Raw genomic sequence first — 12,840 nt, 5'->3', positions numbered from 1 at the left:
GGGATTTTTTTTGCTGAAAATCAATCTTTAGGAGGAACTGCGACCGTATGAGTAAGTATGATGTGATCGTTGTTGGGGCTGGACCTGCCGGAATTTTTGCTTGTTACGAGCTGACAAGAAAGGCTCCGCATTGGAAGGTATTGCTGGTGGATAAAGGACATGACATCTACCGCAGACGTTGTCCGATTCTTGAAGAGAAAATCACCCTTTGTCCGCCTGCCGCAGGCAAAAAAGACTTTGCAGGCTGCTTGCCGGCATGCTCTATTACGGCGGGGTTTGGCGGTGCCGGGGCGTACAGCGACGGGAAATTCAACATTACCAAGGAATTCGGCGGATGGCTGACCGATTATATTACACCATCGAAGGTGCTGGAGCTTATCCGTTATGTGGATAGCATTAATTTGGAGCATGGGGCTACAGAGGTCATTACCGATCCGATGACAGATGTCATTCGCGGGATTGAGCAACGGGGCTATGCTGCCGGGCTGAAGCTATTGCGGGCCGAGGTGCGCCATCTGGGGACGGAGCAGAACCTGGAGATTTTGAAGTCGATATATGAATATCTGAAAACCCGGGTTGACATGATTTATAAGGCTGAGGTAGAGGACCTGATCACTGAAAAGTCGGAAGATCAATACACCGTGCGCGGGATTGTCCTGAAGAATGGGGACACCTATGAAGCCGATCAGGTCATGGTGGCACCGGGACGCGATGGCTCGGCATGGCTGACGGATATCCTGAAGCGTCGCCGCCTGAAAATGACGAATAATCAAGTCGATGTGGGTGTCCGGGTTGAGACATCCGACGTGGTTATGCGGGAAATTAATGAGCATCTATATGAGGGGAAATTTATATTTAATACGTCGGTGGGTACTCAGGTTCGTACATTCTGCAGTAATCCTTCCGGGCATGTAGTTGTCGAAAATCATAGCGGCGTGATGGCTGCTAACGGACACTCCTATAAAGACCCTGCACTGGGCTCTGCAAATACGAACTTTGCTCTGCTCGTATCTCATAAATTTACCGATCCGTTTGATAAGCCGAACGAGTACGCACGGGAAATTTGCCGGAGAGCTAATGATCTGTCGAACGGCGGAGTCATTATTCAGAAGTATGGAGATATTTTACGGGGACGACGCTCCACGACCGGACGTATTGCTGAAGGCTTCCTTGAACCGACCTTGAAGGAGGCTGTTCCGGGGGACCTGGGCCTTGTCCTTCCTTATAACACGATGAAGAGCTTGATTGAAATGGTTGAGGCGCTGGACCGGGTTACACCGGGGATTGCTTCGGAGCACACGCTGTTCTACGGGGTGGAGGCTAAATTCTATTCGGCTCGCCCGAAGCTGTCAGCTTCTCTGGAGACGGAAATTCAAGGACTGTACTGCGGAGGAGACGGCGCCGGAATTACGCGCGGCCTCGCTCAGGCCGGCGCAGCCGGGGTCTGGATTGCACGCGGCATGATGGAACAGGCGGGATTGTAAGAGAAGAGAGGGACGGCCAGGCAAATATACCGATTCAATATCTTGGATTGGCCAACGGAATAATCCCGGACTCGCCATGGAATATCTGGGATTCGTTAACGGACATTTAAGACTCTTAGCCGACTTTTTCACACATTTTAGAGGGTAACGGACATTTTCGGCACTTAGGACGCTCAAACGGCTCCGGTTGACTCAAATCTACTCTCTTAGCAGCCAAAATGTCCGTTACAGTTCTGGGCTGATCATTATTGGGCTGTAATGAGACGTAATGTCCGTTAGAGCAAGTCCCCCTCCTTCCCCCCGAGCAAATGTACCGACTGGGATTATCTGTTGTGCAAACGATTGACCTATAGAAAAGAACGATGATATAATGCGCTCATACAGGAGGGAAGGGCTTGTCCTGCCTGAGAAATCCCTGTATTCAGCGCGGAGGCCGTGGAACGTTTCAAGGAATCCATGCCATATGATATATCGGAAGCCATTTTCAAGGAAGCGATTACAGTGGGAGTATTGAAAAGACTTCATCTGTACATGGGGGAGTGATCACATGTCGGTACAGAAAGAGCTTGAGGTAGTGACGGATTATGGCGATCTTGCCGTAACGAACGGGATTTCCGTATTTGATCCTGCTTTTGATGAGGCATTCTATTATGGAGGAAATGATCTAGGGGCAACTTATTCTCCGGAGAAAACCTTCTTTCGTCTATGGGCGCCGACTGCGTCCGAAGCAAAAATTGTCTTCTATAATAACTGGAACGACGGGCCGGTCAGAGAAATGCCGATGACCCGTGATATTCAAGGAACCTGGGTGCATGAAGCGACCGGGGACTGCAAAGGCATTTATTATACCTACAAGGTCAGAGTAGGGTTGGATTGGAACGAGGCGGCCGATCCTTATGCAAAGGCTGTTGGAGTCAATGGAGATCGAGCGGTAGTGCTTGATCTGCGGAGTACGGATCCGAAAGGCTGGAACATGGAGAAGCCTCAACTGGATTCACCAGTGGATGCAGTAATCTATGAGCTTCATCTTCGCGATCTGTCGACTCATCCGGACAGCGGAATTCTGTATCCTGGCAAGTACCTTGGTCTTGTGGAAAAGGATACCCGCGGACCGAACGACATTCCAACAGGAATTGATTATATTGCCGGGCTTGGCGTGACACACGTTCAGTTGCTTCCTATATATGATTACTCGACGCAAAGTGTTGATGAGACAAAGCTACATTTGCCTCATTACAATTGGGGCTACGATCCTAAAAATTACAACGTGCCTGAGGGCTCGTATTCAACAGATCCATATACGCCGGCAACCCGGATTACCGAGTTGAAGCGCTGCGTTCAGGCGCTGCATGACCGCGGGCTCCGCGTCATCATGGATGTAGTCTATAACCATGTATACGACGGATACCTTGTAAACTTTACTAAATTGGTTCCAGGATATTATCTCCGCTATCAAGCGGACGGTTCCTTCTCAAACGGATCGTTCTGCGGCAACGAGTGCGCAACAGAACGTAAAATGATGCGGAAATTCATTGTAGATTCTGTTGTCCACTGGGTTCAGGAGTACCATATGGATGGCTTCCGCTTTGATCTGATGGGTCTGATGGATACGGAAACGATGAATGAAATCCGCCGCAGGCTGGACGAGATCGATCCGACGATCTTAATGATCGGTGAAGGCTGGAATATGGAGACTGTGCTGCCGGGTGAACAGAGGGCTCATCAAGGAAATGCCTGGAAAATGCCGCGAATTGCCCATTTCAATGATGGACTTCGGGATAGTGTGAAGGGCAGCACCTTTATTCATGGATCTCAAGGCTTCATTAGCGGGGGAGCCGGAATGGAAGAAGGCGTGAAGCGGGGAGTTGTTGGTGGAATTGATTACGGCGGCTCGATCAGACAATTTGCTCAGGAACCGGTTCAAAATGTAAATTATGTCGAATGCCATGATAACCACACCCTTTGGGATAAGCTTCAGTTGTCTTCGAGCCAGAAGACGGAGGAGCAGCGCCGCTGGATGCATCGGCTGGCATCGGCGATCGTGCTCACCAGCCAAGGCATCCCGTTCCTGCATGCCGGCCAGGAATTTATGCGCACGAAGAATGGCGATGAGAATAGCTATAAATCTCCGGTACAGGTAAACTGGCTGGATTGGGAGCGGTGTGCGGAACATCAAAATGATGTGCTGTATGTGGCCAGCCTGATCCACCTGCGGAAGAGCCATCCGGCATTCCGGCTGCGGACAGCTCAAGAGATTCGGGAGCATTTATTCTTTGAAGATGCCCCGGAGCATGCCGTAGCTTATACCTTACGCAACCATGCAGGCGGAGATCCTGCACGCCATCTGTATGTGCTCTACAACGCCAATGCGGAGTCCCGGTCTCTCAAGCTTCCTGATCTGGGAGCATGGGAAGTGTGCTATGGCAGCGAATGGGTGGAGGCCCTGGATGCGGGCAAGGGGATCCTCCGAGTGAACGGAATTGGTATGGTTGTGTTAAGGACGAGTAACTATATAAGTTGAACTAGAAAAATACACAGAAATCAAAGAAAAGGGAAAAAGAGCAGCCTATCGAAAAGATAGCCCGCTCTTTTTTTTTATGGAATACAAAGTAGACCTGGACAGTCGTTGGAAATGTGTGGTGAAGCCTTCACCCGGCGCTCCGGGAGATGGAGGCCATCACTCTCTCCGCTCAATACTCTCCGCTCAATTACCGCGAGAAGAAGCGGCTGTTGAACCCCGAAAAATGACCTGAGAAGCAATCGTGATGACTTCGTAGGGGATATTCGGATATTCGATCCGGAACAAAATTTGTTGTGCCAGCCGAAATCCGATATGCGGATTGAATACCTGTACGGTGGTCAGGTCTTCGGCCAGTGAATCCTCCTGGTTGGCATCAAATCCGGATACGGCCACATCCTCGGGGATACGCACGCCGCGCCCCAGGAGCAGCTGCATGACAATGCAGGCTACATAATCGCTGGCGCAGACAAAGGCATCCGGCAGGTCGTGAAGTGCGGCGAGAAAAGCGGATATTTCTTCTTTATAGGTATCTCGGCCGATAGGACCGGTCAGGCTAAATTCCGGATCCGCAGACAGGCCATGTAGCAACAGCGCTTTGCTAAACCCTTCAAATCGCTCGTGGTTGGACTGGGCATAATCGATATCACCGATAAACCCGAAGGTTTGCCGCCCGCTGGCGATCAACTGCTCCGTAATCCGGGAGACGCTAAATCGATTCTCCGTCAGAACTAGATCTCCGTTCAGCTCTGAGGGAGGAACTGCGGTGGAAGTGTCGAGATACACTTTGGGGATGGGTGATGCTGACAGTAGGCGCAGCAGCTGTTCGTCATAGACATTGATGATAATGATCCCATGCGTACCGCCGCTGGTCAGCGAAGCGGGCAAGGTATAACCTGCGTCAACAGATAGGGGCAGGTACGTGTAGATCAAGTTCACATCATGCCGGGACAGCTCCTTGGCAATCTGATGAATGATCGTCATCCAGAACGTCGAGGTCTCGGGACGACATACGGCAAGGGCGATATTGATCGGCGCGTCGGCAACCGAATCTGTAGCCAGACCGGAGCTTTCCGGGACAGTATAGTTCAATTCCCGGGCTTTGGCGATCACTTTACTCCGCAGTTCCTGGGAAACCCCTGCCTGACCGCCAAAGACCTTCCAGACTGTGGTGCGGGAAACGCCAAGTGAATCGGCGATTTCTTGAATTGTAACCTTCCTCATACTTTCCTCCAAACCTTCCTCATGAATCTGGAATCCTCACTTTATTTCTACTTTTCCATTCGAATAGATTAAGATCGTTCTCTGCCGATCAGCAGTCGGGCAGGAGATCACGAAGGTGCGGGACGTCGTTTCGATGACATAAGGTAATGGTAGCAGCGATCGGTTCTCCTCGCTCGGCGCGTAGACTGTCAAAATATCCGTCAACTTTTCCAGTTGATCGCAATAGCATCCGTGCAGATCGAGATGAATCTGCTCAGCATAGTAGAGCTTTCTCAGCTCCCATTTGTAGTATTCATCTTCCGGGATGACGACCGTGGACGCTTCCTGACTGGAGTCGACGAAAAAAACGAAGCCCCATAATTCCGGGTAGTGAATGTTGATCACACCGGTCGGCGCCCACACCCAGTTATCTTCCGGCAACGCCCGGCCGGTCACCGGATCGGTTTGCTTCTTGTATTGCCCATCGACGATATCGGTTTTCCAGTGCACTCGCGAGAAATTGATTCGATAATAATCGCCTGCTCGCGGAGGACGCTGCTGAGGCAAGCATTCGGTGATGGCAGCAAAAGGGATGACAATCTCCACAGACCAGCTGCGATTAGCGGCAGATGGCTGATTGATCGACCCGTCCACGAATACGGCAGTGCGCAACCCCCGGATATCATAACCATTCAAGGCGCTGCCGTTATCGCGATATGCGACCGGGAGAAATAAATCCCATACGGTATTTAGTACATTCATTTCAAACTCGTAATACTGTTGCGTATCAGAATCAGGATCAATGAAGACTTCAAAGTCGTTATCCTGAAAAATGACATCGTCACGCCGGGTAACGGAACCCCAGATTTCATCGCCATCCAGTTGAGCGCCAATATAAAGGTGCTCATCATCCCAGAGCAGCTTGGCCCGAGTGCGAAAACGCGGTCTGGGCAAATTTGTCCCTTCGATATCGAGGAAATCGGCAGTGAAGGGAGCGTCTTGCCAAAAGGGCTTATCCAGCTTTCCATCTAATTGAAAGGGGACGGTAGCCCGATTGCAGGCATAGACGGGAGGATTAAAACCAACTGCAGGAATAGGAATTCGAACAGGAGCCACAGGGACCTCGCTTCTGCGCCAACAGCGCATATAGTTGATGATGAGTTGAATTATAACACAGAAAGCGTTTTATTAAAATAAAAAAGTTAACATTAATGAACATTGGTTAACTCGACATAAAACGAAAAAACAAACGGAGTATATATAGATTACAGAACATATACATAGAGGTAACATGGTATGTAAGCACTTTCAAAAAATCATTGACAAATAGTTTGGACGCGTGTTAAAGTTTGTTCAATAAAATCACCTTAAAAACAGTGAACAAAAATGAACAATTTAGAACATAGTTCACACTGGGTGGAAGGGCAGCTCGAATGAACCAGCCATCGAATTTTTGAAAGATTTATGAAGCAGCTTAAATATGGGAGGGGAGTTCATGGATTCTACGGCGATTAAACGGAAAAGCCGCCTCGCACGGGTGCTAAAAAGAGACGCATCTCTCTGGCTATTTTGCATTCCGGGTATTATATTGACGTTCATTTTCAGTTACGTCCCGATGTATGGCATTCTGCTGGCGTTTAAGAGGTTCAATGCCAGAGCCGGCATCTGGGGGAGTGAATGGCAAGGGCTGTACTATTTCAAACGATTCTTCGATTCGCCTTATTTTGAATCTACCATTTGGAACACCTTAGTTTTAAGCCTCTATGGCCTGCTGGTGTCGTTTCCGATCCCGATTATTCTGGCTCTTTTGCTGAATTCGTTTCAGCACAAGCGCTATCGAAAGGTGATCCAGACCATTACATACGCGCCTAATTTCATCTCTGTCGTTGTCATGTGCGGGATGATCATCCTGTTTCTATCACCTACGATAGGCGTTATCAATAGTGTTTTGGAATTCTTCGGTATTGATGCGGTCAACTTCATGGCAAAGAAAGAGTATTGGCGACACATTTATGTGTGGAGCGGCGTCTGGCAAAGCGCTGGTTGGAGTTCCGTCATCTTTTTTGCTGCTTTAGCCGGGATTAGCCCCGAACTGCACGAGGCGGCGCGCTGTGACGGAGCAACAAAGTTCCAACTGATTCGGTACATTGACTTCCCTTCCATATTGCCAACAGCGACCATTTTGCTGATCTTGAACTGCGGCAGTATTCTTTCTATCGGGTTTGAAAAAGCTTATCTGTTGCAAAACAACCTGAATTTGACGGTTTCCGAGATTATTTCTACTTATGTGTACAAAGTCGGTCTGATTAACAACGATATTTCTTATTCGACGGCGATAGGCCTGTTTAATACCGTAGTCAATCTGGTGTTGCTGCTCGCGGTCAATAAAGCCGCCGACAAGCTTTCCGGCAACAGCCTTTGGTAAGGGGGGATCAGATATGTTGAGACCGGTTGTAGCCAACCAGCTTGAAGTTAAAGCCAAGCGCAGCAAGGAAGATGTCGTGTTTGATACGATCAACTTTATCGTACTGACCTTAGTTCTGCTCATTGTGGCGTACCCGCTTTATTGGGTAATCATCTCATCGATCAGTAATCCGGGCGCCGTATCAAGCGGTGAAGTCCTGTGGCGTCCGATCGGGTTTACTTTGCAGGGATATGCCGAAGTATTCAAGGATAGTGCAGTTATGCGCGGGTTTTGGAACTCCATTGTCTACACGGTTGCCGGTGTATTGGTGAATCTAGCGGTCACCTTGCCGACAGCCTATGCCCTGTCCCGCAATACCTTCAGCGGCAGAAAGGCGATCACGATCTTCTACATGATCACGATGTTCTTCGGCGGCGGGTTGATTCCGACTTATCTGGTGATTAAAAACCTCCATATGATCAACACGATGTGGGCGCTTATACTTCCGGGCAGTCTGAGTGTATACAACATGATTGTCGCCAGAACCTTTTTCAAAATGAACATCTCCGAAGAGCTCTATGAAGCGGCGGAAATCGACGGCTGTACCCAGGGGAAATTCTTCTTCAGAGTTGCGCTGCCCCTGTCCAAAGCGATCATTGCCATCCTAGTGCTGTATTACGGCGTAGGGCATTGGAATTCCTATTTCTCCGCGTTGGTCTATATCTCGGATAAGGACATGTATCCGTTGCAACTGGTGCTGCGTAACATTCTGATCACGAATGAGGCAGCGCTGTCGCAAACGGCGACCTCAGAAGCTGCAAGAGAAGCGTTGCGGGAAAAGCAGCAGCTTATCTCTGTGATGAAATACTCGCTTATCATTATTAGCAGCATCCCGGTGCTGGTCTTGTACCCGTTCATCCAGAAGCACTTTGTCAAAGGGGTCATGATCGGCTCGGTCAAAGGTTGAGTGCAATGCTGTAAGGAATAGTGTGCCGGAGTTCTCGTATCGGCTGCTAGATAAAAAAGGAGGGTTTTAAGCATGAAGAGAAGGATAATCGCATTGTCTTTGGCCGTAGTCATGGGTGCGGCAACACTAGCGGGTTGCAGCGGTGACAACAAGAAATCTGCAAACAACGGAGGCTCGGCCAACACATCCGCGCCGGCAGTCGTGGATGAACAGGGCAAGGTTAACGGACTGATGTACAAAGAAGGGCTGCCGCTCGTCGATGAGGGTGCGTATAAATTTTCCATTTTCGTCGATGATTCCAGTCCTACCGGTGAGTTCTACATGCTTAATGAATTTCAAAAGCAGACCAATGTCGAGGTTGATTTGCGTATATTCCCCAATGCAACAGCCAAAGAGCGCTTGAATCTGGACCTGAATTCCGGCGATTATGCCGATGTGGTCGGTGGCTGGACCTTAACGGACAGCATGATCCTGACCTATGGTGTCCAGCAAAAGGTATTTATCCCTCTGGAGGATCTGTTTGAGGAATACGCGCCGAATATCTCGGCAATTCTTGATCTGCCTGGTGTGCGCGAGCAGATGACGGCACCGGACGGACATATTTATACGATTCCTTACGTAACAGGAGACACCAGTGTTAACTATTCTCCTTACATCAACAGTAAATGGCTTCAAAATGTCGGTATGAGCATGCCGACAACGACAGAGGAATTCGAAGCTGTGCTGAAAGCCTTTAAGGACAAGGATGCTAACGGCAACGGCGATCCGAACGATGAAATTCCGTTCTCCACTGATCCTAACAACAAGCACATTGAAGCGATGGCCGGCTGGTTCGGTATGCCGATGGATAAGTTCGGGCTGGCGATCGTGGACGGAGAGGTGGTATATGGCGGCGCCAGCGACGCGTACCGTAATTTCCTCAAGTGGTTTTCCGGTCTCAACAAGCAAGGTCTGATCGACGTAGAGCTGTTCACTCAGGACAAATCGACCTGGGAGGGCAAGGGCAACAAGGATCTCTACGGTGTATCCATCGCTTACGGCAGCAAGGAGTTCACCGGGTATGCCGGCAAGGATAAAGGCGACTATGACGTATTGCCGGTGCTGAATACGGATAAGGGCGGAATTTGGCTGCGGGATACGAATGGCTTCAGCGTGTTTAAGACTCAGGCCGTGATCACCGATAACGCTAAAAATCCAGAAGTCATCGTTCGCTGGTTTGATAACGTGTTTGAGCTGGAGAACGGGATTGGCGTTAATAGAGGTCCGGTGGGAAAGATGACCTTCAAGGAAGGCGACCAATATCGGTCGATTGATATTGAAACCCTGCCGAAGGAGGAACAGGAAGCGCTCAGCTGGAGCAATCTGTGGCCGCAGGCGCTGCCGAAGTATTTGCCGGCAGGCTTTGAATTCCTCGAAGACAATCCTGCATACAAGGAAAAGGATATGATGGAGGAAACTTATGAGCCGTATTTGACCAAGGCCATCATCACCAATCCCTGGATCGGCCTCGACGATGTCGACCGCTACGCCGATATCAGTACGGCGCTTCAGGATTATTTCACCCAACAGCAAGCCTTGTTTGTGACCGGGGAGAAGGATGTAAACAATGACGCTCAATGGGAGGAATACGTAAAAGGTCTCAGCTCATTAGGGTTGGAGGACTGGATGAAGATCCGCGGAATTGAAACGATCGCCAAATAAAGGTTGCAATAACGGAGGGACAGTCGACAATGGCAAATGACGAACTTGGCCGCCAACTATCATTAGGGGGCATCGATACAGCAGAAGGGGAGGGCCCGGCAGCGGCGGAGGAAGCGATGGAGGCACGGATTGAGCAGGGCGTGCACAATTACAGCGCCGCAGAGGATTATGTCTGGCCAACCGATCCGGAGGTTCGGAAAAAGCTGGAGTGGTTTCAGGATCAGAAGCTGGCTCTGATGATGCATTGGGGACCGTATGCCCAGCTTGGCGTGGTTGAATCCTGGGCGCTGTCCGACGCCGATGCCGACTGGTCCAGGACGGGAATCGACTGGGGTGTCAATGCACAGGAATTCAAGCAGCAGTATTTCGGATTGAACAAAACGTTTAATCCTGTCCGCTTTCAGCCGGAACAATGGGCGGAGCTGGCTGCGGAAGCAGGCATCCGCTATCTGGTTTTCACCACAAAGCATCATGACGGCTTTTGCATGTGGGATAGCGCTTATTCCGATTACAAGATTACGGCGGAGGATTGTCCCTATCATACCAATCGGTATGCCGATATCTGCGGGCATTTGTTTGAAGCATTCCGCAAAAAGGGAATCGGCATTGCCGCCTATTTTTCCAAGGCCGATTGGCACAATGAGCATTATTGGTCCTCGAATTACCAGCGGGGAGACTATATGTGGAGAGGCCCGGCCTATGTGCCGGAAGAGCACCCTGAAGAATGGGAAAAATTCGTTCAGTTTACGCATAACCAGATTAAGGAGCTGGCCAGCCAGTATGGCAAGCTGGATATTATGTGGTTTGATGCCGGCTGGGTCTGCAAGGAGTCCGGTCAGGACATTCGTTTGGGCGAGGTGATCGATCAAGTCCGGACCTGGCAGCCGGGGATGCTGTGCGCTGACCGCACTGTAGGCGGTCCTTACGAGAATTACATTACACCGGAGCAGTGCGTACCTGAAGAGCCGCTTGGCGTGCCTTGGGAGAGTTGTATCACGCTGGGCACCTCATTCTCCTTTGCCTATGAGGATACGTACAAGTCGCCGCGCGAGGTCGTCTGCCTGCTGGTTGATATCGTAGCCAAGGGAGGCAATCTGGCAATCAATGTCGGTCCCCAGCCGGACGGCCGGTTGCCGCGCGGAGCGGTAACGACGTTGCGCGGGCTGGGCGAATGGCTCGCCGTCTATGGCGAGGCGATCTATGGCACCCGCGTCTGCGCACCGTACAAGGCGGGAAACCTTGCTTTCACCCGCAAAGGGGATAAGGCAGTCTATGTGTTGGAGCTGTTTGCCCACGAGACGGAGAAGGTTCCCGCCGTGGTAACAATCCCTTACCTGGGAACTGTGCACAAGATAACCTTACTGGATACGGGGGAGGAGCTGCCCTTTACTGCGGATAAGGCAGGGATTACAGTGAACGTCCCTGGCGAACAGCAGGGAGGCGCTCCGATCGCCCGGGTCTACAAATTGGAGACGGAATGAGTAAACAGATGAGAAAAAAAGTAATTGGTTACGTAGGTACGAGGGATCTTTCCACGGTACGAGAGCAGGATATCCTTTCCCTCGATGTTATTAATATTGCCTTTGCCGGCTTGGTGGAGGGTCGTGTGGTCTGGCCCGGCGGCGAGGAAAGTCGCGAAGCGCTGCAGCGAATTCGCCGGATCCATCCCGGAATCAGGCTGGCGTTGTCGGTCGGCGGCTGGGGGGCGGACGGGTTCTCGCAGGCAGCGGCGAATCAGGCGGGAAGAGAGCGGCTGGCTGTCAGTGCGGCCGAATTGGCGGATGAATATGGCCTGGACGGTATTGATATTGACTGGGAATATCCAGGGACCTCCCTTGCGGGGATCGCGGCCTGCCGCGACGACAAACAGAACTTTACGCTGCTATTGCAGCAGCTGCGGGAAACGCTGGATGCCGCCGGTCCTGGGCGGATGTTAACCATCGCCGCTGGCGGCGATACGTATTTTACCTTACAGACAGATATCCCGGAAATTTGCCGTTATCTCGATTATGTCATGCTGATGACTTATGATCTGCAGGGCGGGTTCCAGACTGTGACAGGTCATCACGCGGCGCTGTATCAAGGCAGGACCAATCTGATCGATGCGTGTGTGGACAAAGCGGTTCGAGTATTCGGTGAAGCCGGCTTGCCAGCGGAGAAGATGGTGGTCGGCGTGCCGTTCTATTCTCGTCAATGGGACAGAGTAAAGGGCGGCGGCGACGGCCTCGGGCAGGAAGCGGAGACGATCGGTCATTATGGTCCGGATTACGGCAGTCTGGTCGATTACATCGGCCCGGCGGATCGGGGCAATCCGGAGGATCATGCACCGCGTGGCGAATATCGCCGCTATTGGGATGCGGAAGCCGGAGTTCCCTATTTGTTTGACGGCAGCACCTTCATCAGCTATGAGGATCAGCAGTCACTGGCCGGCAAGGTTGCCTATATCCGGGAGCGGGGCTTGGCCGGCATCATGTTTTGGGAATACCGCTCCGATCCGACCGGGACGTTGATTCCATTCATAAGAGAAGAACTGGATAAATAGACGGAGGAAGGAGAAGCTTCG

General features: G+C 51.0%; 9 protein-coding genes. 7 read left to right on the top strand and 2 right to left on the bottom strand.

What is annotated here, in order from left to right; genetic code table 11:
• Positions 1-47: 47 nt before the first annotated feature.
• Both KI362_RS04875 and pulA read left to right on the top strand, forming a co-directional pair.
• Positions 48-1,484 (top strand): NAD(P)/FAD-dependent oxidoreductase, encoded by a 1,437-nt coding sequence (locus KI362_RS04875; protein ID WP_301625320.1) that lies wholly within the window; start codon positions 48-50, stop codon positions 1,482-1,484.
• 547 nt (positions 1,485-2,031) lie between these two features.
• Positions 2,032-4,005: a type I pullulanase gene (pulA, locus tag KI362_RS04870; RefSeq protein ID WP_301625318.1), complete on the top strand. Its 1,974-nt coding sequence runs from the start codon at positions 2,032-2,034 to the stop codon at positions 4,003-4,005.
• A 183-nt stretch (positions 4,006-4,188) separates the two neighbouring features.
• Here pulA and KI362_RS04865 read toward each other — a convergent pair whose 3' ends face one another.
• Both KI362_RS04865 and KI362_RS04860 read right to left on the bottom strand, forming a co-directional pair.
• Positions 4,189-5,226 (bottom strand): LacI family DNA-binding transcriptional regulator, encoded by a 1,038-nt coding sequence (locus KI362_RS04865; RefSeq protein ID WP_374705621.1) that lies wholly within the window; start codon positions 5,224-5,226, stop codon positions 4,189-4,191.
• A gap of 36 nt (positions 5,227-5,262) precedes the next feature.
• Complete coding sequence (locus tag KI362_RS04860; protein ID WP_301625316.1) at positions 5,263-6,321, bottom strand: carbohydrate-binding family 9-like protein; 1,059 nt, start codon at positions 6,319-6,321, stop codon at positions 5,263-5,265.
• A gap of 379 nt (positions 6,322-6,700) precedes the next feature.
• On the opposite strand from KI362_RS04860, the gene KI362_RS04855 reads away from it, so the two are divergent.
• The 5 genes from KI362_RS04855 to KI362_RS04835 all read left to right on the top strand — a co-directional run bounded on the left by KI362_RS04855 (position 6,701) and on the right by KI362_RS04835 (position 12,819).
• Complete coding sequence (locus KI362_RS04855) at positions 6,701-7,630, top strand: ABC transporter permease (protein ID WP_301625314.1); 930 nt, start codon at positions 6,701-6,703, stop codon at positions 7,628-7,630.
• Positions 7,631-7,643: 13 nt separating this feature from the next.
• Complete coding sequence (locus KI362_RS04850) at positions 7,644-8,576, top strand: carbohydrate ABC transporter permease (protein WP_044480367.1); 933 nt, start codon at positions 7,644-7,646, stop codon at positions 8,574-8,576.
• A gap of 72 nt (positions 8,577-8,648) precedes the next feature.
• Complete coding sequence (locus KI362_RS04845) at positions 8,649-10,277, top strand: extracellular solute-binding protein (RefSeq protein WP_301625312.1); 1,629 nt, start codon at positions 8,649-8,651, stop codon at positions 10,275-10,277.
• Between the two features lie 116 nt (positions 10,278-10,393).
• Positions 10,394-11,758, top strand: a complete 1,365-nt coding sequence (locus KI362_RS04840; protein ID WP_301625777.1) for an alpha-L-fucosidase — start codon at positions 10,394-10,396, stop codon at positions 11,756-11,758.
• Positions 11,759-11,766: 8 nt separating this feature from the next.
• Complete coding sequence (locus KI362_RS04835; protein WP_301625311.1) at positions 11,767-12,819, top strand: glycoside hydrolase family 18 protein; 1,053 nt, start codon at positions 11,767-11,769, stop codon at positions 12,817-12,819.
• Positions 12,820-12,840 lie beyond the last annotated feature (21 nt).

Origin of the sequence: Paenibacillus apis (assembly GCF_018333295.1) — a bacterium.
GTDB classification, from domain to species: Bacteria; Bacillota; Bacilli; order Paenibacillales; family Paenibacillaceae; genus Fontibacillus; species Fontibacillus antibioticophila.
The sequence above is the reverse complement of the archived record's forward strand: the minus strand, read 5'-3'. Positions and strand labels throughout refer to the sequence as shown.

What these genes read in the sequence shown, in the direction of transcription:
- KI362_RS04875 (WP_301625320.1), top strand. Translation starts at nt 48, where the DNA reads ATGAGTAAGTATGATGTGATCGTTGTTGGGGCTGGACCTGCCGGAATT.
- KI362_RS04855 (WP_301625314.1), top strand. Translation starts at nt 6,701, where the DNA reads ATGGATTCTACGGCGATTAAACGGAAAAGCCGCCTCGCACGGGTGCTA.
- KI362_RS04850 (WP_044480367.1), top strand. Translation starts at nt 7,644, where the DNA reads ATGTTGAGACCGGTTGTAGCCAACCAGCTTGAAGTTAAAGCCAAGCGC.
- KI362_RS04835 (WP_301625311.1), top strand. Translation starts at nt 11,767, where the DNA reads ATGAGAAAAAAAGTAATTGGTTACGTAGGTACGAGGGATCTTTCCACG.
- KI362_RS04865 (WP_374705621.1), bottom strand. Translation starts at nt 5,226, where the DNA reads ATGAGGAAGGTTACAATTCAAGAAATCGCCGATTCACTTGGCGTTTCC.
- pulA (WP_301625318.1), top strand. Translation starts at nt 2,032, where the DNA reads ATGTCGGTACAGAAAGAGCTTGAGGTAGTGACGGATTATGGCGATCTT.
- KI362_RS04845 (WP_301625312.1), top strand. Translation starts at nt 8,649, where the DNA reads ATGAAGAGAAGGATAATCGCATTGTCTTTGGCCGTAGTCATGGGTGCG.
- KI362_RS04840 (WP_301625777.1), top strand. Translation starts at nt 10,394, where the DNA reads ATGGAGGCACGGATTGAGCAGGGCGTGCACAATTACAGCGCCGCAGAG.